The sequence below is a fragment of the Bradyrhizobium sp. SZCCT0148 genome, assembly GCF_018129985.1.
GTDB lineage: Bacteria > Pseudomonadota > Alphaproteobacteria > Rhizobiales > Xanthobacteraceae > Bradyrhizobium > Bradyrhizobium japonicum_H.
Genome location: NZ_JAFCKT010000021.1, coordinates 15,387 through 39,879 on the forward strand (window position 1 = coordinate 15,387; position 24,493 = coordinate 39,879).

Genomic DNA, 24,493 nt, shown 5'->3' on the forward strand with positions numbered 1-24,493 from the left:
ATAGGGATATGCCCCTTGAATGACTCGGAGGAAAATGATGACTGCGATCCTGAAGAACTTCATCGGCGGCGAATGGGTCGACGGCTCCGGCGTCACCAGGAACATCAACCCTTCCAACACCAACGACGTCGTCGGCGAATACGCCAAGGCCGACAAGGCGCAGACCGAGAAGGCGATCGCCGCCGCCAAGGCCGCCTTCCCGGCCTGGGCGCAGTCGACCCCGCAGGTGCGCTACGACGCGCTGAACAAGATCTCGCTCGAAATCCTCGCCCGCAAGGAAGAACTCGGCCGCCTGCTCGCCCGCGAGGAAGGCAAGACGCTGCCGGAGGGCGTCGGCGAGGTCGCGCGCGCCGGCCAGATCTTCGCGTTCTTCGCCGGCGAGGCGCTGCGGCTGATCGGCGAAAAGGGCGCCTCGGTGCGTCCCGGTCTCGACGTCGAGCTCACCCGTGAGCCGATGGGCGTCGTCGGCATGATCACACCTTGGAATTTCCCGATCGCGATCCCGGCCTGGAAGATCGCGCCCGCGCTCTGCTACGGCAACACCGTGGTGTTCAAGCCGGCCGAGTTGGTGCCGGGCTGCGCGCATGCGCTCTCCGAGATCATTGCAAAGTCCGGCATTCCGGCCGGCGTCTTCAACCTCGTGGTCGGCTCCGGCTCGGTGGTCGGCCAGACCCTGCTCGAGCATCCGGATGTGGCTGCAATCTCCTTCACCGGCTCGGTGCAGACCGGCCGCAAGATCGCGCAGGCCTGCGTGCTCTCGAACCCGATGAAGAAATTCCAGCTGGAGATGGGCGGCAAGAATCCGCTGGTCGTGCTCGACGACGCCGACCTGAAGACCGCCGTCGAGGTCGCCGTCAACGGCGCCTATTTCTCGACCGGCCAGCGCTGCACCGCGTCGTCCCGCCTCATCGTCACCGAAGGCATCCACGACCGCTTCGTCGCGGCGATGGCCGAGCGCCTGAACGGCCTGTCGGTCGACGACGCGCTCAAGGCCGGCGTGCATATCGGCCCGGTCGTGGACCAGAGCCAGCTCGACCAGGACCTGCGCTACATCAAGATCGGTCAGGACGAGGGCGCCAAGCTCGCCTTCGGCGGCGAGCTGCTCAAGCGCGAGACGCCCGGCCACTACCTCCAGCCGGCGCTGTTCACCGAGGCCAACAACAACATGCGCATCGCGCGCGAGGAGATCTTCGGGCCCGTTGCCGCGGTCATCCGCGCCAAGAACTACGAGGAAGCGCTGGCGATCTCCAACGACACCGAGTTCGGCCTCGCCTCGGGCATTTGCACCACCAGCCTGAAATACGCCTCGCACTACAAGCGCAACAGCGAGTCCGGCATGGTGATGGTCAATCTGCCGACCGCCGGCGTCGACTATCACGTGCCGTTCGGCGGCCGGAAGGGCTCGAGCTACGGCGCCCGCGAGCAGGGCTCCTACGCGCGCGAGTTCTACACCACGGTGAAGACGGCCTATACGTTCCCGGGCTAAGCGCGGGGAAGATATCGTAGGGTGGGCAAAGCGAAGCGTGCCCGCCGGTGACGTTCGGTATGAAGCATGGTGGGCACGGCGCGTTGCGCCCTGCCCACCCTACGGCTTCGGAGGCAAGCGCAGATGGACCAGGACGTCGCAGCTAAAGAGCAGCCGCGCTACATCAAGCTCAACGAGCGCGACAATGTCGCAATCGTGGTCAATGATTTCGGGCTTCCGGCCGGCTCGCGCTTCGCCAGCGGCCTGACGCTGCGCGCCTTCGTGCCGCAGGGACACAAGACGTCGCTGGTCGACATCGCGGAAGGCGCGCCGATCATCCGCTATGGCGAGATCATCGGCTACGCGCTCGCCCCGATCCTGGCCGGCGAATGGGTCGACGAAGCCCGCATCCGCATGCCGGAGGCCCCTGACCTCGACAAGCTCGAGATCTCGACCGCGGTCCCCGCGCCGCTGCCGCCGCTCGACGGCTTTACCTTCGAAGGCTACCGCAATCCTGACGGATCGGTCGGCACGAAAAACATTCTGGGCATTTCCTCCTCGGTGCAATGCGTCAAGGGCACGATGGAATATGCCGTGAAGCGCATCCGCGCCGAGCTGTTGCCGAAGTATCCCAACGTCGACGACGTCGTGCCGTTGACACATGCCTATGGCTGCGGCGTCGCGATCAATGCCCCCGATGCCATCGTGCCGATCCGCACGCTGCAGAACCTCGCGCTCAATCCGAATTTCGGCGGCGAGATCCTGGTCATCAGCCTCGGATGCGAAAAGCTCGCACCCGAGCGCCTGGTGCCGGAGGGCGTCAGCGACGCCATCGTCCGCATGCAGGACGAAGCCTTCGACGGCTTTGGCGCGATCGTCGACGCGATCATGACGCAGGCGGAAGCCCGCTTGAAGATCCTTAACAAGCGCACCCGCGAGGCCTGCCCGGCCTCCGATCTCGTCATCGGCCTGCAATGCGGCGGCAGCGACGCCTTCTCCGGCGTCACCGCCAATCCCGCCGTCGGCTTTGCCGCCGACCTCCTGGTGCGCGCCGGCGCCACCGTGATGTTCTCGGAAGTGACCGAGGTGCGCGACGCCATCCAGTTGCTCACGCGACGCGCGATCAACGAGGACGTCGGCCGCGCGCTGGTGCGCGAGATGGCCTGGTACGATTCCTATCTCGCGCGCGGCGGCGCCGACCGCAGCGCCAACACCACGCCCGGCAACAAGAAGGGCGGCCTCGCCAACATCGTCGAGAAGTCGCTGGGCTCGATCGTCAAGTCCGGCTCGTCCGCGATCACCGGCGTGCTCGCGCCCGGCGAGAGGGCGACGCAGAAGGGCATGCTGTTTGCGGCAACGCCGGCGAGCGACTTCATCTGCGGCACGCTCCAGCTCGCCTCCGGCATGACGCTGCAGGTGTTCACGACCGGACGCGGCACGCCTTACGGCCTTGCGGCCGCGCCCGTGATCAAGGTCGCGACCCGCACCGAGCTTGCACGGCGCTGGAAGGACCTGATCGACTTCGATGCCGGCCGCATCGCCACCGGCGAAAAGACCATCGAGGAGACCGGCTGGGACCTGTTTCGCCTCATCCTCGATGTCGCCTCCGGCCGCACCAAGCCATGGTCGGACCGCTGGGGTATCCACAACGACCTGACGCTGTTCAATCCGGCTCCGGTGACCTAGCGAAACCGTCCGGAAACAATCGCGACGAAAACTTCGTCATCGTTTCGTGCTGTCGCATCACGCAATCAATCGGTTCGTTTGCGGACACACGAATGTCCGCATACGAGCGAACCTCCTGCTGCACCGTCACGACCAAACCTCCGATTGACATCTTCAACGGAGATTTTCCAATGCGTGTTCTCACAATGATTGCCGTCACCAGCGCGGTGATTGCGAGCTCGACCGGTGCTTTCTCCAGCGAACTGCCCACTTACGAAGTGAAGTCGTTGCCGATCTCGGCGACGCAGGTGCAGGTGCTCGGCGGCGCCGGCGTCGAGGAGCAGTCGACTGCGCCCTCGATGATCGTCGCCGACATGCCCGCCTCGCCCGCGCAGGTTTCGGTGCTGTCGCCGCGCGTGAAGCGGCTCGCGAGCGCCGGTTCGGGCAGTGAAGCGCGCTGAGCCTTTCGAAATCGCTTGCGGCGCCTGCATCGGATGCGGGCGCCGTCAGCGTTGTCAGGTCATGCTGCCCGGCATGAAGCAACGCACCCGCGGATGGCCGTCGATATAGTGCTTCCACACCATGGTGCGGCCGATCTTGTTCGGCTCGGTGATGACGGCCCCGTCGGGCACCACGACCCACTCATCGTCGAGATGCACGCGGTAGCGCCCCTGGCTGGACTCCCAATCGACGTCGGCGACGACATAGCCGTCCGCATCCGTGCAGCATTGCCCGTACTCGCTGTGCAGGCTCTCGAACCAGGGCTTTAGCGGCGAGTTGGCGTAACGTCCGTCATCGCGCGCCAGTGCCGATGTCGTCACGAGCGCGGCGAAGCCCAGAATAGGCGCCGCATACAGTCTTGCAGGTCGCAATCCTGCAGATCGCAATCTTGGAAGTCGCATATCGTCTCCGCGGGTCGACATGATTACCGCGTGGGACAATGCGCACTGCCCGCCTTCCGCAGCTTGCACGAAAGGCGTGGAGGCAGCGACTCATTCCCCCAGCAGCTCTGCGGATAGCTATGCAAATCCGGCGCCAGCATGCATTCCGGGCAACTACTGGAGCCCGCCCGCGGCGCATTGGTCTTTCGGCGGAGATGGCGGGCGCCGACTTGCCGCCTTCCCCGCCTGCGCGTGCAATGACGACGATGTGTGGGGCTATGGCCGATCAGGCGGCCAGGCGTTCGACGAACACGCCTACTGCCTGGGCGCCGGCGCCATCATCATGCCGCCGCCCTTCTTCGCCGCGGGGGCCGACTTGGCGGCCGGGGCCTGCGCGGGCAGGTATTTCGCCACGATGGCGGGATCGACCTGGGCGATGTTGGTGTCAGGCAGGCGCGTCCAGGTCTCGTCCTTGCCGAGCAGCGAGATGCCGAGATAGCCGCGCAGGGTCAAGGTCTGGCCGTCAGGGCTGACCTTCATGTTGGCCTTCCAGATCTGGCCGTCGCGCGGATTGAGAACGTTGCCGCCTTCGTACTTCAATCCCTCGCGCTTCATGTTGCGGACGAAGGAGATGCCGAGCACCGGCGCGTTCTTGCGATCGTCGGTGCACTTGGCGCAGACCTCGTTCGGATCGTCGCCGGGCCGCGGGAAGGTCTTTGCGATCACGCCTTCGAAGACGCCGTTGTGGTCGATAAAGAGAAACCATCCGACCGTCTTGCCGTCTTCGACCTTCTGCCAGAGGCCGGCCGCAGTGGGCTCGGCGGGCTGCGCCGCAGACGGCGTTACCATCGCGAGCGACAATGCGAGCGCGAGAAAGGCAAGCAGCCGAGAGCTGGAAAGATTACGCATTAAGATCACCTTGTTATTCCACGACCGGAATGGCCGCAGACTACGGCGATTTCGCGAACGGTTCCAGCGCCAGAAACATGGGGCATTGCCTTCCCGGCGCGCCGCAGTCAGTTGACACCGAGCTTCTTTTGCAGGCTGGAGGACGAGGTCGTGTATTGGAACACGAGCCGCTTCTCCGGATAGACATAGCGATGGGCTTTTTGCGACATCAACGCGCCCTCGTGGAAGCCGCACAGGATCAGCTTGATCTTGCCGGGATAGGTGTTGATGTCGCCGATCGCGAAGATGCCGGGAACATTGGTCTCGAACGCGGACGTCTCGACCGGCACCAGATTGTTCTCCAGCGCAATGCCCCAATTGGCGACCGGACCGAGCTTCATGGTCAGCCCGAAGAACGGCAGCATGGTATCACAGGCAATCTCCGTCACACTGTTGTCGTTGCCCTTGATGGTGGCACCGGCGAGCTGGCCTTCGGCGCCGGAGAGAGCGGTGACCTGGCCGAGCCGGAGATCCATCTTGCCGCCGGCCACCAGCGCGCGCATCTGTTCGACGCTGTGCGGCGCGGCGCGAAACTCGTCGCGCCGGTGCAACAGCGTGATGCGCTTCGCAATCGGATGCAGGTTTAACGTCCAGTCGAGCGCGGAATCGCCGCCGCCGACGACCAGCACGTTCTTGTCGCGGAACGTCTCCATCTTGCGCACGGCGTAATGCACCGAGGTGCCTTCATAGGCCTCGATGCCCGGCACCGGCGGACGCTTGGGCTGGAACGAGCCCCCGCCGGCCGCGATCACCAGCACCTTGCATTCGAACACCTTGCCCGCATCCGTGGTGCAGCGAAACAGGGGATCGCCGATCTTCTCGACGGTCTCGACCATCTCGCCGAGATGGAAGGTCGGATGGAATGGCTTGATCTGCTCCATCAGCGCGTCGGTGAGGCCCTGCCCCGAGACCTGAGGAATGCCGGGAATGTCGTAGATCGGCTTTTCCGGATAGAGCTCGGCGCACTGGCCGCCGACCTTGTCGAGGATGTCGACGAAATGCGCCTTCATGTCGAGAAGGCCAAGCTCGAAAGCGGCGAACAGACCGCAGGGGCCGGCGCCAATAATCAGCACGTCGGTTTTGATCACATCGCTCATGTCGTCTCTTTATCGGTCGTTATCGGTTTGGACGGCGCCCCGCGGGCAGAGGTGACCCTGCCTGTCTAGCCAACGGGGATGGATCAGGGAAGGCATAAAAGCGGGAGCGCCCCGCAGCCGCGCCCCCTTGCCGGGTCATGATAACTGGGCTGTAACGAGCAAGGATATGACGGAGATCAATCGGTGAACGCACCAAGCCGCCTCGATACGACGCCACGCCTGGAGGACTATCCCTTCCGCCTCAGCGACAACGTCCGCTTCGGCGATCTCGATCCCAACCAGCACGTCAACAACGCGGTCTACGCCACCTATTTCGAGACCGGCCGCGTCACGCTGATGAAACTGCCCGAGTACGGACTGACGCCGCCAGGGCTCGCCTGGATCATGGTGCGGCTCGACATCCATTTCCGCGCCGAGCTGCACTGGCCGAACACGATCGAGCTCGGCCTCGGCGTGGTGAAGCTCGGACGGACATCGGTGACCTTCGAGCAGGTCGTGTTCTCGCAAGGAAAGTGCATCGCCTCGGCGATGTCGGTCGGCGTCATGCTCGACGAGGCGACGCGACGGCCGGCGCCGCTCAGCGCGGAGATCGTCGAGAAGCTCAGACCCTGGCACAAGCGCGGCATCGAGGTCGCGACGCCGAACATCTGATTCAGCTCGGAGCAGGCAGGCCTGCAAGGTTCAGGCCTGCAGAAATAAGGCTAGCAGGAATCAGGCTTGGCGTTCCGGCGTCGCCACGACGAGACCGTCGAGCTCGTCGGAGACCTTGATCTGGCAGGACAGGCGCGAGTTCGGGCGCACGTCGAAGCCGAAGTCGAGCATGTCCTCTTCCATCGGCGTCGGGCCGCCGACCTTCTCGCGCCAGGCTTCGTCGACATAGACGTGGCAGGTCGCGCAGGCGCAGGCGCCGCCGCATTCGGCCTCGATGCCGGGAATGCTGTTGCGGATCGCGGCTTCCATCACGGTTGCGCCGTTCTCGACTTCTACCGTGCGGGTTTCGCCCTTGTGGTCGACAAAGTGAATCTTGGCCATGTGTGCTCGTGCTGCCGCGGTGCTGGGAATGAAGGAGGGTCCGGGCTGTCCTATAACGGGTCGATAAGGCCGGCGCCATAGGGTTTTAGCGCGAAGTGAATCCCGCTTTGCGGGAAGAAAACGCGTCAAAACAAGAGACTACGGTCGGGCCCGGCGGCGTGGCCTCAAGCCTTCAGGATCGCCTCGATGGCGGCGCGGGCCTCGGTCACCGCCTCTTTCAACGCGGCGAAGGCGTGGCGCTGATCATGGCCGGTCTGGATCGCGATCTCCAGGCTGGCGGCGGCATCCGCTACCGCGAAAGCGCCGATCCCGCGGGCCGAGCCCTTGAGCTTGTGGGCCAATACAGCGGCCTCGGTCGGCAGCGCCGCCATTGTCGCGACCAGCCGGACCGCCTGCTCGGCAAACATGGCCAGCACCTCCTGCTCCAGCTCCGCGTCGCCGAGCGTCATCCGGGAGAGATGGTCGAGGTCGAGTGGGCTGTCGATGGGTGCGAGCGGGGGCGAAGGCATCCAGTCCATCCGTTGCAGTTCAGGCGTCATCGCAGGCCCCGGCATCGCGCGACGGTTCCGCCGGATCGGCGGCACGTTCGCCTCACCCAAGCACGGAAATGGTTAACGAATTGTTTGGGGTCTTGAACGCAAATCTGCCGGCTTATTGACGAAAAGTTGCCGCAATCGGCCGAGTCCGGTGGAGAATTGCATTTATTGCTAAGGCGTTACACCGCGATCCTGTTAACGATGATTAAGAATGTCTTAATCGCAGGCATTTCATTCGCGATGCTCTGCCAATAGGATGTTTCGGAAATTGGCGGACAAGCCGTCCGGGTGGGGACGGCTCGGAGATCCGCGCGAGCGGCATGATCCGGTCTGTGGGCTTGCGCAGCGCGCAGGGCTCGCGGGGGACGCGTACAAGTAACGAGGGCTCGGACTGAACATGGCGAACACTCCGAAAAAGGTCAAAGACCCCACAGAAGTTGCGCTTTCTGCGATCCAGGAAGCCCTGAACATCAGCGACACGGCTGCCGACACCAGCCGCAACGCCGCGGTGCGCAACGAAACCGCGCCTTCGATGGCGCCGCCGCCCCCGATCTTCGACGAGCCGAGCTTCGAACCGCGTCCTGCCGCCAACGAACGGGCCAACGTGTTCGACCCGGTCGAGGAGCCGCGCGCTTCGCGCCGCGCCGCCAATGACGACCGCGAGACCATCGGCCAGCTGCTCCAGGCGTTGCAGACGGGTCGCCCTGCCCGCAGCATCTACACCGGCGCGACGATCTTCACCGTCATCTGGCTCGCGGCTTGCGCCGCGCTGACCGTCGGCTTCCTGCCCTCGATCCAGGCCGCCATGGGCCAGAGCGGCGGCGTGCTGGCGATCGCCGGCCTCGTCACCATGTTCTTCGCGCCCATCATGCTGTTCTACTTCCTGGCGAGCCTGGTCTGGCGCGGCCAGCAGATGAGCTCGGTCGCGCAGGCGATGGCCCAGGTCGCGATCCGTTTCTCCGAGCCCGAGGGCTCGGCCTCCGATTCCATGGTCACCGTCGGCCAGGCCATCCGCCGCGAGGTCGCGGCGATGGGCGACGGCATCGAGCGCGCCATCGCGCGCGCCGGCGAACTCGAGACGCTGGTCGCCAACGAGGTCGCCGCGCTCGAACGGGCCTATTCCGACAACGAAGTGCGCATCCGCGCCCTGTTGCAGGACATCGCGCATCAGCGCGACAACCTGGTCGGCCAGGCCGAGCAGGTCCGCAGCGCCATCTCCGGCGTGCAGATCGATCTGCGCCACGACATCGCGCTGATCTCGGACGCGATCGCCTCGCGCGTCGACGAGGTCGCGAAGTCCATCACCGGCGCGCTGGAAGAGCGCGGCGCGCACATCACGAGCGCGCTGAGCAACGCCGGCGACAACATGATCCTGGCGCTCGGCGAGCGCGGCGGCGACCTGCTCGACCGCCTCGAGGAAGCCAGCAACGAGACCACGCGCGCCGTGCTCGACGCCAGCGAGCGGCTGACCACCAGCCTCAACTTCAAGACCGGCCACGTCCACGACGAGTTCGTCGACCTCGCCGACCGCGTCCACGAGATGCTCAACGAGCGCATCGACCGCATCACCGGCGAGTTCGAGCAGCGCTCCGCCGCCATCGTCGACGGCATCTCAGAGCGCACCGAGCAGGTGCACGACAGCCTGAAGAACTCCTCGGACTCGCTGCTGCTCGAGCTCGAGCTGCGCTCCAACGACCTCTCCGCGAAGATCGACGATGCCGGCAACCGCCTCGCCGGCCAGATCCTGACGAGCGGCGACAAGGCGAGCGAGGCTCTCGACGCCACCGTCAACACCCTCGTCGCCAAGGTCGTCAGCCAGACCGAGACCGCACACGACTCGCTGTCGCTGCAGATGAGCGCGTTCGACGAGCTGGTGCGGAACCAGGGCACCGAGCTGGTCGAGAAGTTCGCCCGCGACTCCGGTACGCTCGGCGCGCTGATCACGCGCCACATCTCCGAATTCGACCGCACCGTTAAGACTTTCGGCGGCGAGATCGTCGAGCGCATGGGCCAGCGCACGCAGGACATCCATGACTCGCTGAAGACCTATGTCGACAATTTCGACACCCGCTTCACCGCCAACGGCGGCGAGATCACAGCCATTCTCGACCAGCGCCTGGTACAGTTCGAGACCACGATCGGCGAGCGCGTCAGCAATCTGGACACCTCGCTGAACGGCAAGATCGCCAGCCTCGACGGCACGATCGAAGGCCACATCAAGACCTTCGACGAGCAGCTCGTCGGCCGCGTCGCCGCGCTGGAACAGTCGTTCGACACCCGCGCGAAGTCGGTCACCGAAACGATCGACAACCGCCTCGACACCTTGGCAACGACGCTGACGGACGGCGCCACGCAGGCGATCCAGTCGATCGACTCCCGCCTCACCCACCTCACGACGTCGCTCACCGATGGCGCATCCCAGACCATCCACACGATCGACACGCGACTGACCCATCTCACGACGACGCTCACCGGCGGCGCAACCCAGGCGCTCGAGTCCATCGACTCCCGCCTCACCTACCTCTCCACGGCGGTGACCAACGGCGCGTCACAGGCGGTGCAGTCGATCGACACGCGTCTGACCCTGCTGACATCGACCCTCACGGACGGCACCGCGCAGGCGATCGAGGCGGTCGACCGCCGCATCACCGGCGTCACCGAGATGATCGACGGTCGCAGCACGCATCTCACCGACACGGTCACGGCGCGCTTCCAGGAGATTCATCAGGCCATCGAGACCAAGGTCGGCTCGGTCGCCAACGACATCGACGTGCGCGTGGCGCAGTTCGAGGACCTGCTCGGCTCGCGCGTCGAGGCCGTCGCCGGCCGCATCGAAAGCAGCGGCCGCCAGGCCAGCGAGGACATGATGTCCCGCGCCGAGATGATCTCGACCGCGATCCGCTCGCATGTCGAGGACGCCGAGCGCTCGCTGACCAACCTCGTCGTCAACACCAGCGAGACGATCCAGACCGGCGCACGCACCGCCCAGCAGTCGCTGATGACGGTCTCCTCCGACGTCAACGCCCAGCTGAAGATGACCTCGGCCGAAGTCGAGCAGGCGCTGACCGCGGTCGGTACCGGCGCGGCAAACTCGATCCTGACCAGTGCACGCGAAGCGCAGTCGACCCTGGTCACCGCCTCCGGCGAGGCCTCGAACCAGATCAAGGGACTTGCCGCCGACGTCGAGCGTACGCTGTCCGCGGCCGGTTCGGCGACGGCAGCCTCGATCCTGGCCGGCGCCCGCGAGGTGCAGACCACCCTCGTCACGGCGTCGTCGGATGCGGCCAACCACGTCAAGACGCTCACTGCCGACGTGCAGCGCTCGCTGTCGCTGGCCGGCACCACCACGGCGGAATCGATCACCGCCGGCGCCCGCGATGCGCAGAGCGCGTTGATCGCGGCCTCGAGCGAGACCGCCAACCAGATCAAGGCGCTCTCCTCCGACGTGCAGCGTTCGCTCACGATGGCCGGCACCTCGACCGCCGAGATCCTCACCACCGGCGCGCGCGAGGCGCAGAACACCCTGGTTGCCGGCTCCTCGGATGCGGCGGCCCAGGTCAAATCGCTCACCGCCGACGTGCAGCGCTCGCTCTCGATGGCCGGCACCTCGACCGCCGAGACCATCACCGCCGGCGCGCGCGAGGCCCAGAACATGCTGGTCACGGCGTCTTCCGAGGCGGCCAACCAGGTCAAGTCGCTCGCGGCCGAAGTGCATCGTTCGCTCTCGCAGGTCGGCCAGTCGACCGCCGAGACGATCACCTCCAGCGCCCGCGACGCCCAGAGCACCCTGCTCACCGTTTCGGCCGAACAGACCAGCCAGGTTCGTTCGCTCGCGGCCGAGATGCAGCGCGCGCTGGCAACCGCCGGCGGTGCCACCATCGAGGCGCTCACCAGCGGCGTGCGCGAGGCCCAGGGCACGCTGATCTCCGCCTCGACCGACGCGGCCAGCCAGATCAAGTCGCTGACCACGGACATCGAGCGCACGCTGACCGCGGTCGGCGCCGACACCGCCTCGGCCATCCTCGGCAGCGCGCGTGAGGCCCAGATCTCGCTGACCTCGACCTCGGCGGACGCCGCGAACCAGATCCGCACGATCTCGACCGAGATCGAGCGCACGCTGAGCGCAGCCACCGCGAACGCGACCAACGACATCCAGACCAGCGCGCTCAACGCCCAGAACGCGCTGATCACCGCCGCCAACGAGGCGAGCTCGCGGGTCAAGACGAGTTCGTCCGACGTCGAGCGTTCGGTGCTCGCCGCCAGCTCCAGCTTCGGCCAGGCGATGACCGGCAAGACCGACGAGATCGTCACCTATGTGCAGCAGCAGGCCGACCGCCTGTCGAACATGATCGACGCCAAGCGCGGCTCCCTGGTCGACGCGATCGGCTCCAAGACCAGCCAGCTGACGCTCGACATCGACCGCGTCACCTCGGACGCGCTGAAGTCGATCGAGACGCGCGGCCATGCGTTCTCGCAGACCATGATGGGCAACGGCTCGGAAGTCGCGCGCACCATCAACGCGGCGAGCGAGATCGCCACGACGGCGGTCAGCAAGTCCCTCAAGGACCTCGAGCAGGCCTCGCGTTCGGCGATCGACCAGTCGCGCCAGGTCTCGATCGCGGCCGTCACCGAGATGCAGGAGACCAGCAAGATCCTGCGTACCGACACGGTGGCGCTGTTCGAGCGTCTGCGCGAAGGCAACATCCTCCTTCAGGAGGTGCTGACCGGTGCGCACGACAACCTCAACTCGCTCGAGCGGGCGCTGGTGACGCGTGTCGCCGACTTCGTCTCGGCGATGAACGACGTCACCTCGCGCAACGGCGAGGCGACGCAGAACCTGGAAGAGCAGCTCAATGTCTTCAACAGCAAGACCACGAAGGCGCTCCAGGACCTCGGCGAGCTGTCGACCCAGTTCGACGCGCACGGCAAGGCTTTGGTCGACGCCGCGCAAGTCGTCGAGCAGAGCAACAAGAACACCACCGCCTCGCTCGCCGAGCGCAAGCAGGCGCTGGAATCGCTCGTCACCACGATCGACCTGCGCACGGCCGATCTCGACCAGCGGCTGTCGCGCTTCACCGGCCTGCTCGACGAATCGCTGGCGGCTGCGGAAGAGCGTGCCCGCGACATCGCTCGCGTCGTCGCCGAGACAGCCGGCGCTGGCTCGGCCGCGATCACCCGCCAGTTCGAGGCGGTGCGCGTGGCCTCGGAGGAGGAGCACCGTCAGACCATCGAGGCCATGCACGACATCTACCGCACCACCACCGACGAAGCGGATGCGATGTTTAAGCAGTCGACGGAGAAGTTCTCCAACCTCGTCGCCAGCATGAAGCAGATGGCCTTCGAGATGCACAACGAGCTCGAAGCCACCCGCAACGAGCTGCGCCGCGGCGTGCTCGAGATGCCGCAGGAGGCCGCCGAGAGCACTGCGCAGATGCGCAAGGTGATCGTCGACCAGATCGAGGCCCTCGCCGAGCTCAACCGCATCGTGGCCCAGCATGGCCGCGGCCTCGACGTCACCACGACGGGCCGCGCGTCCGTCGCCGTCCATCGCCAGGAGGAGCCGGTGATGGCGGCTGCGGGTGCCCGCGCCACCGAGACCCGGATGCGCGACACCGGCAGCGCCTCGACGCTGCCGCCGCCGGACCTCGGCATGCCGGCCGCGCGCCGCACCGAAGCACCGCCGGTCGCGCCCGCCGGCAACGACCAGGGCCGGGACGGCTGGCTGTCGGACCTCCTCAACCGGACAGACGCCAATCAGGGCGCCCCGACCGGCCGTGAGGCGCCGCGCGGCCGCCAGGCTGCCCCGGCTCCGCAGCCGCAGGCGCCGCAAGGCGGCGGCAATCCGCTGGAATCGCTGTCGCTCGACATCGGCCGGCTGATGGACCGCAACCTCGCCGCGGAGATGTGGGACCGCTACCAGCGCGGCGAGAACAAGGCCTTCACCAAGCGCCTCTACACGCCCGCCGGCCAGAAGGCCTTCGATGAGGTCGCCCGCAAGTACCGCGCCGACCGCAACTTCAAGGGCACGGTCGACCGCTACGTTGCCGAGTTCGAGCGCCTGCTCGACGAAGTGGCCCGCGACGGCCGCGGTCCGCAGGAACTGCGCAGCCATCTGACTTCGGAAACGGGCCTGGTCTACACGCTGCTCGCGCACGCGGCGGGCCGGCTGGGGTAATTGGCTGAGAGCAAAAGTGACGAATGAGAACGGAGGCCTCGCGGCCTCCGTTTTTGTTTGGGCGCGTCACTCTGAGGAGGGATCGTAGGCAGTCTCGATTGCTTCGCTGCGCTCGCAATGACGGATGAGAGGGCATGCACCTCTCTCCTCTCATGCCCCGGACGCAGCGCAGCGCCCCTTCGGCGGTGCGCTGCTGAGCCTGGGTCCATCTCTCCGCAGGTACTGTGTTGCCGTCTGGGTCCCGCGCTGCGCAACAACGCGAAGAGCGTTGCAGCGCGTCCGGGACACGAGACCTGGCTTGCAACGATGAGGAGATAGACTGCCCCTACCGCCTCTGCGCAGGCGCCTGCCTCGGCGGCTCGGGCGCCGGCGGTGGCGGCGGTGGTGCGCTGCTGTTGCTGGCGCCGAACAGGACGCGGGTGGGGTTGCGGTCGAAATTGTTCACGGCGCGGCTGATGTCGCCCAGCGTACGGCGGCCGTCGGCCATCAACGCGCCGGAGCGCTTGTCGAAATCGTCGGCGAGTTCGCGGATCGACTTCACCGCCTGGAACAGTTCGCCGCCGTCCTTGCCGCCGGCCAGCGTGTTGAGACCGAGCATGAGGTTGTCGGCCTTGAGCATGACGCCGTCGACCTTGACCATCACGCCGTCGATCTTCTCGGAATTGCGGGCGAGCGAACTGGTGAAGGTCTCGAGGTTCTTCAGCGAGTTCTTCACCGATTCCTGATTGTCGGCGACGATCTTGTTGATGTTCTGCAGCGTGCCGCGGATCGCCTCGGTGACGTCCTGCAGCTTGTTGGGGTCTGCCGTCAGCGTCGGGATGCCGTCCTGGTCCAGCGGCGGCGGCGGCGCGGCTTCGTCGCCACCCTTGAGCGAGATCGCGGCGACGCCGGTGAGGCCCTGGAATTCGAGGCCGACCAGGGTGTCCTTGCGGATCGGAGCGTTGTTCTCGATCATGGCGAGTGCGACAACCCGCCGCGGATTGTCCAGCTTCACCGAGACCACTTCGCCGACCCGGATACCGTTGAAATTGACGCTGCCGCCGTTGCGCAGGCCCGCGGCCGGCCCTTCGAACACGACGCGCAGGGGACTGCGCTGCTTGGTGGTGTGCAGCGACTGGAACCACAGCACGAAGCCGATCGCCGCGGCGATCACCGCCAGCGTAAACGACCCGATCAAGACGTAGTTTGCCCGCGTTTCCATCAGGTGCTCCGGCTACTCATCACAGCTCCTCAACCCATGACCGCGCGGGCGCGCTTGCCATGGAAATATTGCCTCAGCCAGGGATGCTGCGAGGCCTGCATGTCGGCGATCGACCCTGCCGCTATGATCTTGCCGTTCCCTAAAACGGCGATGCGGTCACATGCGGTGTAAAGGCTGTCGAGGTCGTGGGTTACCATGAAAACCGTCAGCCCCAAAGTGCGCTGGAGCGTCCTGACCAGTTCGTCGAAGTCGCCGGCACCGATCGGATCGAGGCCCGAGGTCGGCTCGTCCAGGAACACGAGATCGGGATCGAGCGAGAGTGCGCGCGCCAGCGCGACGCGCTTGATCATGCCGCCCGAGAGTTCGGACGGGAAGCGATCGGCGACCTCAGGCTTGAGTCCGACCATGGTGAGCTTGGCGATGGTGATCTCGTCCATCAGCCGCTGCGACACGCGCAGATACTCGCGCATCGGGAACTGGATGTTCTGCCGCACGGTCAGCGAGGAGAACAGCGCGCCTTGCTGGAACAACACGCCCCAGCGGCGCTCGACGTTGCGGCGCTGCGATGTGTTGGAGGAATCGAGATCGACGCCGAACACCTCGATGGAGCCTGCGAGCTTCGGAACGAGGCCGATGATGGTGCGCGTCAGCACCGACTTGCCCGCGCCCGAGGGGCCGACGAATCCCAAGATCTCGCCGCGCTTGACGTCGAGGTTGAGGCCGTCGAGCACACGCGTCGCGCCGAACTGCACGGTGATGTCGCGGACGCGGATGATGGGGTTCTGGATTTCGCCTTGAACTTCTTTTGCCATCGTCACATCCCGATCGCGGCGAAGAAGATGGCGAATACGCCGTCCATCACGATGACGAAGAAGATGCCTTTCACGACAGACGACGTCGTATGCTGCCCGAGCGATTCCGCGCTGCCCTGCACGGCGAGCCCCTCGACGCAGGCGACGATGCCGATCACCGCAGCCATCACTGGCGCCTTGACGATGCCGACGATGAAATGGTCGATCGAGATGGCGTCGCGCAGCCGCAGCAGGAAAGCTTCGGGCTGGACGCCGCCATAAAGCCAGGCGACGAGGCCGCCGCCATAGAGCGCGGCCATCGCACCGAGAAAAGCCAGGATCGGCAGCGCCAGCACCAGGGCCAGCATGCGCGGCAACACCAGCACCTCGATCGGGTCGAAGCCCATGGTGCGGAGCGCGTCGATCTCCTCGCGCATCTTCATCGAGCCCAGCTCGGCAGTGTAGGCACTGCCGGACCGGCCCGCGACCATGATGGCGACCAGCAGCACGCCGATCTCACGCAGCACCAGCACGCCGAGCATGTCGACGACGAACAGATCGGCGCCGAAGCGGCGAAAATGGAAGATGCCTTGTTGCGCGATGATGCAGCCGATCAGGAAAGTGATCAGCACCACGATCGGCACCGCGCGCCAGCAGACCTGCTCCATGTGATGCACGGTCGAGGTCAGGCGGAACGAGCGGGGGTGGATCAGGGTACGCGCGCCCGCGGCGAGCACCGCGCCCAGCATGTCGACCAGGCCCGCGACCGTGCCGGCGACGCCGGCCACGGCGCGGCCGATCTGCTCGAGCATGCCGGTGATGGTGATCGTGCTGCTGTCGACCACCGGGTTCGCCCGGACCCGGCGCACCTCGTCAACGAGGCTCGAATAGTTCGCCGAGAGACCCGCGATCTGCGCCTCGACGGCGCCTTGCGTCAGGCTGCGGCGCAGCCGCTCGATCAGCCAGGCGCCGAAGGTGTCGAGCTTGGCGACTTCGGAGACGTCGATGAAGATGCTTTGCGGGCCGCCGGCGAGTTTCTCGGCGTCGGCCACCATCCGCTCCAGCACCGGCGCGAAGCTCGCGGTCCAGGTTCCCGTGGCGCAGAGTGCCAGCGCATTGCCCTTGGCAATCCGTTCGAGCTTCGGATCGCTATTCAAGATGTCCGCTCCCGTAGGGGGCGGAGAAAATCAGAGTGTTGCGCACGCGCCCTTACCCAGAGAAGGTATCCCCAAGTGGTTAATGTTAGTTGCTAGAGGTAACTAGCAGGTTCAGATTTCGCCAGAGTTCAAAATGACTTCCATGAAATTTGCTTCCCTGGCGGCGCGAATCGAGCGCTTCCCGATCGCCGGCAGCTTCACCATCAGCCGGGGGGCCAAAACCGAGGCCGTGACCGTCGTGGCCGAGGTCAGCCGGGACGGGCTCACCGGCCGCGGCGAATGCGTGCCCTACCCCCGCTACCGCGAGACGCCCGAGGCGACGCTTGCCGCCATCCAGGCCATGCAGCAGGCCGTCGCGGACGGCCTGACACGGGAAGCCCTCCAGGCCGCCATGGCGCCCGGGGCAGCCCGCAACGCGCTGGATTGCGCCCTGATCGATTTGGAGGCCAAGGCGGCTGGCCTGCGGGCCTGGAAACTGCTCGACCGGCCGGTGCCGGGCGAGCGCACCACGGCGTACACGATCTCGTTAGGGACCCCTGAGGCGATGGCTGCCGCGACCGCCAAGGCGGCGCACCGGCCCCTGCTCAAGATCAAGCTCGGCGGCGATGGCGATCCGGAGCGGATCACGGCGGTGCGCAAGGCCGCGCCCGAATCCGAGCTGATCGTGGATGCCAACGAGGCCTGGACCGAGGCCAATCTGGAGCACAATCTTGCCGCCTGCGACGCGGTCGGCGTCACGCTGGTGGAGCAGCCGCTGCCGGCAGGCAAGGACGCGGTGCTGGCGCGGATCAGGCGCCCGCTTTCGGTGTGCGCCGACGAGAGCGTGCACGACCGCTCTTCGCTTGCTGCCTTGCGCGAGCGCTACGACGCCGTGAACATCAAGCTCGACAAGACCGGCGGCCTCACCGAAGCGCTGGCGATGGCGGATGCCGCGCAGGCACTCGGCTTCGAGATCATGATCGGCTGCATGGTCGCAACCTCGCTGTCGATGGCGCCCGCGATGCTGGTGACGCCGCAGGCGCGCTTCGTCGACCTCGATGGGCCGCTGCTGCTGGCGCGCGACCGCGATCACGCCCTGCGTTATGACGACAGCCTGGTCTATCCGCCGGACGCTTCGCTTTGGGGCTGAGGCATCAGCCGATGCCGCGCCGACCAGATCAGAAGCGCGCCGGCCGCGGCCATCGCAGCCATCACGTAATACACGCCATCGCCGATCCGGGCATAGATCGCGCCTGACGCGATCGAGGTCGCAGCGCTGAGCAGTCCGCTGCACGCGGCGAGGTAGCCCTGCCCTCGCGCGATCTGATGCGAGGGCACGCGCTGCACCAGCAGATTCATCGTGCCGACGACGGTCATGCCGAAGCTGAGGCCATGGCCGAGCTGCACGATCGCGAGCAGCGCGAGCGGCGGCTCATTGGCCGTGACGATCCAGCGCAGCACGGCGCTGCCCCCTCCGATCGCGATCATGGTGGACGGATGCAGCGAGAAGCGCGGCGACAGCGCGAACACCACGATCTCCGCGATCACGCCCAGCGTCCACAGGCCCGCGATCGTGAGCCCGCTGATCCCATGGAGCTGCCAGTTGATGGCCGAGAAGGTGTAGTAGGCGACGTGGCTGCCCTGAATCAGCGCCGCCGAAACGATGACGGGCCAGAAGCCGGCATCGCGCAGCAGCGCCTTGCCGGCATGCCTTTCCGTTGTCTTGCGCCTGACGTCGTCCAGCGGCCGAAGCAGCAGGCCGGCTGCGACCGCAACGACGGCCCATGCGACGATGACCCAGATCAGATCGCGCGCGGCGATGTGGTCGACGAGATAGCCGCAGGCGAGCGAGCCGGCGGCGAAGGCGGCTGAGCCCCACAGCCGCAAGGGTCCGTAATCGAGCCCGTAGCGGGCGACGCCGCGGAGCGCATAGGCATCCGTCAGCGGCATCGTCGGCGTCCACATCATGCAGGTCGCGGCGTAGATCAAAAACAGCGCCAGCGGCTGCTGCTGCAGCCCGACCGCGGTAAAGCCGATCGCGGTCGCCAGCACCGACACAATCATGCCGGCGCGAATCGCCTGTCGCTTTTCGGCGAAGGCGGTCACTTGCGGCAGCGTGGTGAAGCGCGTGATCGCCGGCAGCGCGTTGATGAGGCCGATCCAGGCCGCGTCGACGCCGATCGCCTTCAGCCACACCGGGAAGAACGGCAGATGCGTGCCCGAGACCGCGAACACGGCCGAATAGAACAGCGCCAGGCTGACGGCGAATCGCCGTTTCGCCGGTGCTGGCGTGGGGATTTGTGATTCGGGTGCCATCAAACCAATTGCGATTCGGTCGATATCGTGGTGATCGTTACTGTAACGCGCGGTGATTTGCGCGACGAGATCGCAATGGCCAACGAAGCATTCGCCCTTTCGCCCATGTCTGCCCGCGCGGCCGAGCCGAACGAGCAGGATTACGACGCGATCCGCGAAGCCTTCATGGAGACGGCGCGCGGCCGCTGGTTCCTCGGCGAATACGCCAGGCGCAACCGCAATGCCGACACGAGCATGGTGCTCGACGCGGTCGCGAAAATCGAAGAAACCCTTGCGGCGCAGCGACAACCCGTTGTCGAAGATCGCCTGCCCGAAGCCCTCGTCGAGATTCGCCGCGCGATCCACGAGGCCGAGACGAGCGCCATCGCAGCCTTCGATCCCACCGCGATCCAGGCGAGCCTCGCCGCGATCCCGCGCGGGGTGCGCATCATCAAGGAGATCTCCTGGCGCTGGCGCGAGATCGGCGCCGACGGCCGGATCTGCGACCTCATTGATTCGCAGCTCGCTTCGATCGAGGCCGCCTGCGGGCAGGTTTCGATCATCGACCCCCGTGTCGAACTCAAGGCCGCGTTCGATCTCTTGAGGGATCGGGTCGAGCAGACAGACGGCGGCGCAACGCCGCAGCCGGCGTCTGCCGCCGACGCCGCGCCTGCCGAGACCGCGCCCGCGGCGATGGCAAGCGAAACCCCCGTGGCTTTTACGGAGCCGCCGCAGGATCCCGCCGCGGCTGCCGAGACTGAAGCGGCCGGCGAAGCGTTCGCCGAGCCCGAGCAGGCCATGGACGCCGTCGTCGCGCCGGAAATTGCGGCCGAGAGCCAGATCGCCGTCGAGAGCGCAGCACTGGAGCAAGTCGCGCCGGAAAACGTCGCGTCCGAAGCCGTCTCGTTCGAGGAGCCGGCCACCGAGCCCGCGGCCCTCGCGGAAGCCGCCGACGCGTTCGCGCTCGACGCTGCCGCGCAAGCCGAGGACGACGCCGTGCTCGAGGCGATCGCGCTCGAGATGGCCGCGCCCGATCCGGAGTTCAACGAGATCATCGCGCCGGTCGAGCTGGAAGCGGCCGTTGCGGAGCCGATGGTGGCGGAGGCCGCGGCGCCCATCGCTGGCGAGCCGCCGGAGCCGGTCGCGTATCAGCCGGTCGCCGCCCCAATGGTGGAAGAGCCCGCCGCCGACGCGCCGATCGCGATGGACTCGCTCGCACGCCTCACCGACGCCATCGCGGAGGCCGCCGCCGAGGTGATGGAGCAGCCGGCCCCGGCCATGGCGGCCGCAGCATCATTCGGCGCAGGCCCGGCTACGACGCTGCCGATGCCCTCGCCCTTGTCTGCTTCCATGCCCGAGACCTCGCTCGGCGCCACCATCCTGGCCAGCGGCATCCTGCAAAAGCCCCGCACGCCGGCCAACGATCCCCTCGCCCCGATCCGCCGCATGACCCAGGCCGAGAAGATCGCTTTCTTCTCGTAAGGGGTGCTATGTTCCCCATCGAAGACACCCTCACCCTCTGGCGTCCTGTCGGCCCGAAAGAGCTGGAGCTGATCCAGCAATCCGGCATGCGCGCATTTCCGCCACGCCTGCCCGACCAGCCGATCTTCTATCCGGTGCTGACCGAAGACTACGCGATCAAGGTTGCGCGCGAATGGAACGTCCCGGCGAGCGGCGCGGGCTTCGTGACGCGGTTCGCGGTCAAGCGCAGCTTCATCGAAAGATACGACGTGCAGGAAGCCGGCGGGCGCTCACATCTGGAGTACTGGGTTCCGGCGGAAGACCTCCATGCCTTCAACGCCGCGATCGTCGGTTTGATCGAAATCGTCCGAAGTTTTCCCTGACCACGAACGATCAGCCCCCTCACCCGCAATTCCACACCGCTCCGATCGGCGTGCGCGTCCAGCACGGACCGAAGCTGCCGCCGTTGTAGCGGCCGCCGTTGAAGCCGGGGCGGCCGAAATAGCGCCACTCGCCGTCCCAGCCGTAATATTGCGGAACCGGATCGATGTACCAATGGCGACGATCGCTGCGCGACATGCGCCGCATCGCTTCCTTCTGCTTGTAGAGCGGAATGCTGTTGCTCAGCGGTTGACGATAGCCGGGCAGGAAGCCGTAGCCATGAAAAGCCTGCTTGGAGCGCTTTTGAATGGGGTCTGCGGATGCGACGGCCGGCAGCAGCGAGAGGATGACGGCAACGAATAGACACATAGAACGGGGCATGAAGAGACCATAGACAGTCAGTTCCCGCCGCGCCATTCAATTTCGAGTGCGGGACGTTTCGCCGCTTCTGCCGAGCGTTCGCTCTTGATAAGACTCGCAACGTGCAGCTTGAACGCGGCGCCGACCGCTTGCATATGCCGGAGTGACCGAATGCCTGAGAGCCCGCGCGTCGGCGCCTTTGCGATCGTTCCCAGCAACGATCTTCCCGCCGCAATTCCGTTCTGGGAACGGCTTGGCTTTGCGCGCATCGGCGGCGATGCCGGCTATGTCATCATGAGCGGCTGGGGATGCGAGGTGCATCTCACGCAGGCCGGCGATGGCCCATGGCGCGTGCCCGAGCACAATCCCTTTGGCATCTTCATTCGCACGCCCGAGGTCGAAGCCGTTGCGGCGCGCGTGGATGACCTCGTCATCCGGCCCGGCGGCGTGCTGCGTCACCGCGAATGGGGCATGTATGAAGTCGGCATCAACGGCCCCGAGGGCCTTCTCGTCCGGGTTGGCTGGCCCTCGGAGCTGATGCGCAGTCCGCCTAGCTGATCACGCCCTTCCTGATCAGGAAGCAGCCATAGCCTCTGATGTCGCCGACCTGCACCACGCCGAAGCCCGCCGCTGCCGCGCGATAGAAATCCGCCCGCGCGAGCTTGCCGGGGCTGACCGGGCCGCCGCTGGCGCGTTCGATCTCGGCGAGCACCGCGCGCTGGACGTCGGGCACGCGGTCGGGATCGTCGACCGGCGCCATCACGCGCACCGGGTCCGGATCGAAATCGTCAAGCGGATAGACCGACATGATGGCGCGGACGGCCGTCTCCATCGTCAGGCCCGGCAGCTGGATCAGGCGCTGCGACGACGTCGAGCGGGCGATGTGCGTGGCAGGGTGGTTGGCGTCGACGACCACGAGATCGTCGCCGTGGCCCATCGAGGCCAGCAGCCAGAGCAGGTCAGGCGTCAGGATCGGATCGATCGATTTCAGCATGTGACGGCAGTTCCCTTATCGATCGCTAACCATAGCAGGTTCCGGGCGTGATTCAGATCACGCAAGACACGAGGGTGAGAGGGATCACGGACTTCAATCTCGAACGCGGCGAGGCTCCCCGGCAACCAATCTCGCATCGAGATCAGTGCCAAAGGAGCACGCCATGTTCCGCCTAAAGCCTTTGCTGATGACAGCCGGCCTCGTGGGAAGCCTGTTCGGCTTCGCCTGCGGGCCTGTTTCCGCGCAAGTTGCCTCGGTCCAGCCGGCCCCCACCGCGCTGCAAGGCCCGGAGCAGCGGGTGGCGCTGGTGATCGGCAATTCGAACTACCAGAACGCACCGCAGCTCGCCAATCCGGACAATGATGCCGAGTCGATGGCGAAGTTCCTGAACTCCGCCGGTTTCGAAGTGGTCGCTGCAACCGACCTGACCCAGAACGACATGCTGCGCGTGGTGCAGGACTTCTCCGCAAAGGTGTCTGCGCGCGGTCCGAACACGGTGGCGATGGTCTATTACGCCGGTCACGGCGTACAGCTCGCCGGCGAAAACTATCTCGTTCCGGTCGACGCCAAAGTGTCGAGCCAGACCGAGCTCGTCAACAATTCGGTGCGTCTGGTCGACGTGATGTCGACGCTGGAGACGATCCCGAGCCGCATGCGCATCGTCATCCTCGACGCCTGCCGCAACAACCCGTTCCCTAACGTCAACGATGCCGGCCGCGGCCTTGCCATCGTCGATGCGCCGAACGGCTCGATCGTCGGCTACTCGACCGCGCCGGGCGCCGAAGCGCTCGACGGTACCGGCGGCCACAGCCCGTACACGCAAGCCTTCCTGGACGTCGCGCGCGAGCCCAACGTGCCGATCGAGCAGCTGTTCAAGCGCGTCCGCCTGCAGGTGAACCAGTCCACCAGCGGCGCGCAGATCCCGTGGGAGAGCTCCTCGCTCACGAGCGACTTCACCTTCTTCGGCGACACCGCGGTCGCTGCCAACCGTGCACCGGTAAATACGCCTGTGGTGCAGATGGCCTCCAACCTGCCGAGCCGTTCGACGCGCCAGGCCTATGACTACGTCGTGTCCGAGGGCCGGCCGGAATATTATCAGGAGTTCATCCGGATGTATCCGCACGACCCGCTGTGCGACCACGTCCGCTGGCTGCTCAACAACATCCTGCTCTCGCAGGCCTGGCACAAGGCGGTGCTCGTGAACTCGCCGATCGGCTACAAGACCTTCTATGACAGCTACGGCAACAGCCCCTATGCGCAGATGGCGCTGAAGCTCCAGGTGCAGCCGAAGCAGATCCCCCTGATGCAGGCGACCAAGTTCCTGGCGCCGCAGAACATTGTTCCGAGCTTCAAGGTCGGCAATCTCGGCCAGCCCAAATACATGCCGCTGATCCAGCAGGGCAACGGCAGCGGCCAGATCAACGGCAACCTGCCGATCATGCAGAAGCCGGTCGATAGCAACGTCATCGGCAAGCTTGGCAATGGCGGCCAGATCGTCAATCTGCCCTCAGGCAACAACCCGCCGAACCAGCAGAACGGTACGCCGTCGCAGACCCCCGGCAAGATCGTCACCCTGCCCGCGCCGACCAACACGACCACCAACAAGGGCGGCATCGGCAAAATCGTGACACTGCCGGCGACGAACACCAAGCCGGACGACGGCAACGGCACGAGCAATGGCACCTCCGGCAAGATCGTCAGCATGCCGGTGAATGTCGGCAAGGGCAGCACGAAGGTCGAGACCAAGCCGGTGAATGTTCAGACACAGAACAACCCGATCCGCATCAACAACGGTGCGAAGATCAACAACACCCCGGTGAACAAGGTGCAGATCCAGAACAACGTGCAGACCATCCGCCCGCAGCTCAACACGACCAACCGCATGGTCAACAACAACAACTTCCGGCAGTCGATGAACCAGGCGCCCAGCATGAACAATGGCGGCAATCGCCGCGGCGGTTTCATGCGCTGATCGCGATCAGCCGCACAATGAAGAAGGGGCAGAGCGGAAACGCTCTGCCCCTTCTTCATTCGGTTCTTGGTCATCCCGGGATGCGCCGCGAGGCGCAGGCCCG

The 24,493-nt window shown here is 66.0% G+C and carries 21 protein-coding genes; 10 read left to right on the forward strand and 11 right to left on the reverse strand.

Features of this window, described 5'->3' with window-relative positions:
• Positions 1-37 precede the first annotated feature (37 nt).
• The 3 genes from JQ580_RS31500 to JQ580_RS31510 all read left to right on the forward strand — a co-directional run bounded on the left by JQ580_RS31500 (position 38) and on the right by JQ580_RS31510 (position 3,591).
• Entirely contained in the window at positions 38-1,486 is a 1,449-nt protein-coding gene (locus tag JQ580_RS31500) for an aldehyde dehydrogenase family protein (protein WP_212284968.1), read from the forward strand.
• A 123-nt stretch (positions 1,487-1,609) separates the two neighbouring features.
• Positions 1,610-3,151 carry a galactarate dehydratase gene (gene garD, locus JQ580_RS31505; protein ID WP_212284899.1) on the forward strand — a complete coding sequence of 514 codons (1,542 nt, stop codon included), beginning with the start codon at positions 1,610-1,612 and terminating at the stop codon, positions 3,149-3,151.
• Positions 3,152-3,321: 170 nt separating this feature from the next.
• Positions 3,322-3,591, forward strand: coding sequence for a hypothetical protein (locus tag JQ580_RS31510; RefSeq protein ID WP_212284901.1), 270 nt, complete (start codon positions 3,322-3,324; stop codon positions 3,589-3,591).
• A gap of 54 nt (positions 3,592-3,645) precedes the next feature.
• Here the strand turns inward: JQ580_RS31510 and JQ580_RS31515 are convergent, their stop codons facing one another.
• From JQ580_RS31515 to JQ580_RS31525, 3 genes are all read right to left on the reverse strand, one after another.
• Positions 3,646-4,002 carry a hypothetical protein gene (locus JQ580_RS31515; protein WP_212284902.1) on the reverse strand — a complete coding sequence of 119 codons (357 nt, stop codon included), beginning with the start codon at positions 4,000-4,002 and terminating at the stop codon, positions 3,646-3,648.
• A 324-nt stretch (positions 4,003-4,326) separates the two neighbouring features.
• Positions 4,327-4,920, reverse strand: a complete 594-nt coding sequence (locus JQ580_RS31520; protein ID WP_212284903.1) for a DUF2147 domain-containing protein — start codon at positions 4,918-4,920, stop codon at positions 4,327-4,329.
• 107 nt (positions 4,921-5,027) lie between these two features.
• Positions 5,028-6,056, reverse strand: a complete 1,029-nt coding sequence (locus tag JQ580_RS31525) for an NAD(P)/FAD-dependent oxidoreductase (protein WP_212284905.1) — start codon at positions 6,054-6,056, stop codon at positions 5,028-5,030.
• 183 nt (positions 6,057-6,239) lie between these two features.
• Between JQ580_RS31525 and JQ580_RS31530 the strand changes: the two genes are divergently transcribed.
• The gene (locus JQ580_RS31530) at positions 6,240-6,707 is read left to right on the forward strand and encodes an acyl-CoA thioesterase (RefSeq protein ID WP_094972381.1); all 468 of its coding nucleotides are present in this window, start codon (positions 6,240-6,242) and stop codon (positions 6,705-6,707) included.
• Positions 6,708-6,767: 60 nt separating this feature from the next.
• On the opposite strand, the gene JQ580_RS31535 is transcribed toward JQ580_RS31530, so the two are convergent.
• Both JQ580_RS31535 and JQ580_RS31540 read right to left on the reverse strand, forming a co-directional pair.
• Positions 6,768-7,088 (reverse strand): 2Fe-2S iron-sulfur cluster-binding protein, encoded by a 321-nt coding sequence (locus JQ580_RS31535; RefSeq protein ID WP_092213319.1) that lies wholly within the window; start codon positions 7,086-7,088, stop codon positions 6,768-6,770.
• A 164-nt stretch (positions 7,089-7,252) separates the two neighbouring features.
• Positions 7,253-7,627, reverse strand: coding sequence for an Hpt domain-containing protein (locus JQ580_RS31540; RefSeq protein ID WP_212284907.1), 375 nt, complete (start codon positions 7,625-7,627; stop codon positions 7,253-7,255).
• Between the two features lie 394 nt (positions 7,628-8,021).
• Here JQ580_RS31540 and JQ580_RS31545 point away from each other — a divergent pair, with 394 nt between their 5' ends.
• Positions 8,022-13,799 (forward strand): apolipoprotein A-IV repeat region-like domain-containing protein, encoded by a 5,778-nt coding sequence (locus JQ580_RS31545; RefSeq protein ID WP_212284909.1) that lies wholly within the window; start codon positions 8,022-8,024, stop codon positions 13,797-13,799.
• A 325-nt stretch (positions 13,800-14,124) separates the two neighbouring features.
• Here the strand turns inward: JQ580_RS31545 and JQ580_RS31550 are convergent, their stop codons facing one another.
• Genes JQ580_RS31550 through JQ580_RS31560 form a run of 3 tightly spaced genes read right to left on the reverse strand, consistent with a single transcriptional unit; the run spans position 14,125 to position 16,948 of the window.
• The gene (locus JQ580_RS31550) at positions 14,125-15,000 is read right to left on the reverse strand and encodes an MlaD family protein (protein ID WP_212284911.1); all 876 of its coding nucleotides are present in this window, start codon (positions 14,998-15,000) and stop codon (positions 14,125-14,127) included.
• 29 nt (positions 15,001-15,029) lie between these two features.
• Positions 15,030-15,812 (reverse strand): ABC transporter ATP-binding protein, encoded by a 783-nt coding sequence (locus JQ580_RS31555; protein ID WP_212284913.1) that lies wholly within the window; start codon positions 15,810-15,812, stop codon positions 15,030-15,032.
• Positions 15,813-15,814: 2 nt separating this feature from the next.
• A complete protein-coding gene (locus JQ580_RS31560; protein ID WP_212284915.1) occupies positions 15,815-16,948 on the reverse strand; it encodes an MlaE family ABC transporter permease in 1,134 nt (377 codons plus the stop codon).
• A gap of 133 nt (positions 16,949-17,081) precedes the next feature.
• On the opposite strand from JQ580_RS31560, the gene dgcA reads away from it, so the two are divergent.
• The gene (gene dgcA / locus JQ580_RS31565) at positions 17,082-18,077 is read left to right on the forward strand and encodes an N-acetyl-D-Glu racemase DgcA (protein WP_212284917.1); all 996 of its coding nucleotides are present in this window, start codon (positions 17,082-17,084) and stop codon (positions 18,075-18,077) included.
• On the opposite strand, the gene JQ580_RS31570 is transcribed toward dgcA, so the two are convergent.
• Entirely contained in the window at positions 18,047-19,243 is a 1,197-nt protein-coding gene (locus JQ580_RS31570; protein ID WP_212284919.1) for an MFS transporter, read from the reverse strand. The two genes, dgcA and JQ580_RS31570, sit on opposite strands and share 31 nt — an antisense overlap.
• 75 nt (positions 19,244-19,318) lie before the next feature.
• Between JQ580_RS31570 and JQ580_RS31575 the strand changes: the two genes are divergently transcribed.
• Positions 19,319-20,704, forward strand: coding sequence for a hypothetical protein (locus JQ580_RS31575; RefSeq protein ID WP_212284920.1), 1,386 nt, complete (start codon positions 19,319-19,321; stop codon positions 20,702-20,704).
• A gap of 8 nt (positions 20,705-20,712) precedes the next feature.
• The gene (locus JQ580_RS31580) at positions 20,713-21,066 is read left to right on the forward strand and encodes an ADP-ribosylation/crystallin J1 (protein ID WP_212284922.1); all 354 of its coding nucleotides are present in this window, start codon (positions 20,713-20,715) and stop codon (positions 21,064-21,066) included.
• A 19-nt stretch (positions 21,067-21,085) separates the two neighbouring features.
• Here the strand turns inward: JQ580_RS31580 and JQ580_RS31585 are convergent, their stop codons facing one another.
• The gene (locus JQ580_RS31585; RefSeq protein ID WP_212284924.1) at positions 21,086-21,445 is read right to left on the reverse strand and encodes a hypothetical protein; all 360 of its coding nucleotides are present in this window, start codon (positions 21,443-21,445) and stop codon (positions 21,086-21,088) included.
• A 150-nt stretch (positions 21,446-21,595) separates the two neighbouring features.
• Here JQ580_RS31585 and JQ580_RS31590 point away from each other — a divergent pair, with 150 nt between their 5' ends.
• Positions 21,596-21,982: a VOC family protein gene (locus JQ580_RS31590; RefSeq protein ID WP_212284926.1), complete on the forward strand. Its 387-nt coding sequence runs from the start codon at positions 21,596-21,598 to the stop codon at positions 21,980-21,982.
• On the opposite strand, the gene JQ580_RS31595 is transcribed toward JQ580_RS31590, so the two are convergent.
• Entirely contained in the window at positions 21,975-22,418 is a 444-nt protein-coding gene (locus tag JQ580_RS31595; RefSeq protein ID WP_212284928.1) for an RbsD/FucU family protein, read from the reverse strand. The genes JQ580_RS31590 and JQ580_RS31595 overlap by 8 nt on opposite strands.
• A gap of 163 nt (positions 22,419-22,581) precedes the next feature.
• On the opposite strand from JQ580_RS31595, the gene JQ580_RS31600 reads away from it, so the two are divergent.
• Positions 22,582-24,390 (forward strand): caspase family protein, encoded by a 1,809-nt coding sequence (locus JQ580_RS31600; RefSeq protein WP_212284930.1) that lies wholly within the window; start codon positions 22,582-22,584, stop codon positions 24,388-24,390.
• The last annotated feature ends 103 nt before the right edge of the window (positions 24,391-24,493 follow it).